General features: G+C 59.9%; 1 protein-coding gene. It reads left to right on the forward strand.

Annotation, left to right across the window (positions count from 1 at the left end):
* On the forward strand, positions 1-292 hold a 292-nt coding region (locus EGN72_RS19030; RefSeq protein ID WP_158623088.1), incomplete at both ends, for a hypothetical protein.

The raw sequence follows: 292 nt of genomic DNA on the forward strand, positions 1-292 counted from the left end.
CCGGTCTTCCGCGCTGCTCAGCAGCGGGTTCACCAATGTCACGACCTTGCTGATGGTGACCTTCTCGGCCACCGGAGGGCTGAAGGTGTTCCGTGACGGCGTGTTGGCCGGTGACAATCCCACCGAAGTCGGTGTGTTTGATATCGGCTACAGAGCCGGTGAATGGCAGATGCTTAACGCCATGCGCGGTTTGGTGGGCATCTGCGGGCTGACCGATACCGACCTGGGCAGCACCGCCATGGCCGCTTACCGCATCAAGATCGAACAGTTCTTGAAGGCCAAATACGGCATC

The organism is Pseudorhodobacter sp. E13 (assembly GCF_003991405.1).
Taxonomy (GTDB): Bacteria; Pseudomonadota; Alphaproteobacteria; order Rhodobacterales; family Rhodobacteraceae; genus Pseudorhodobacter.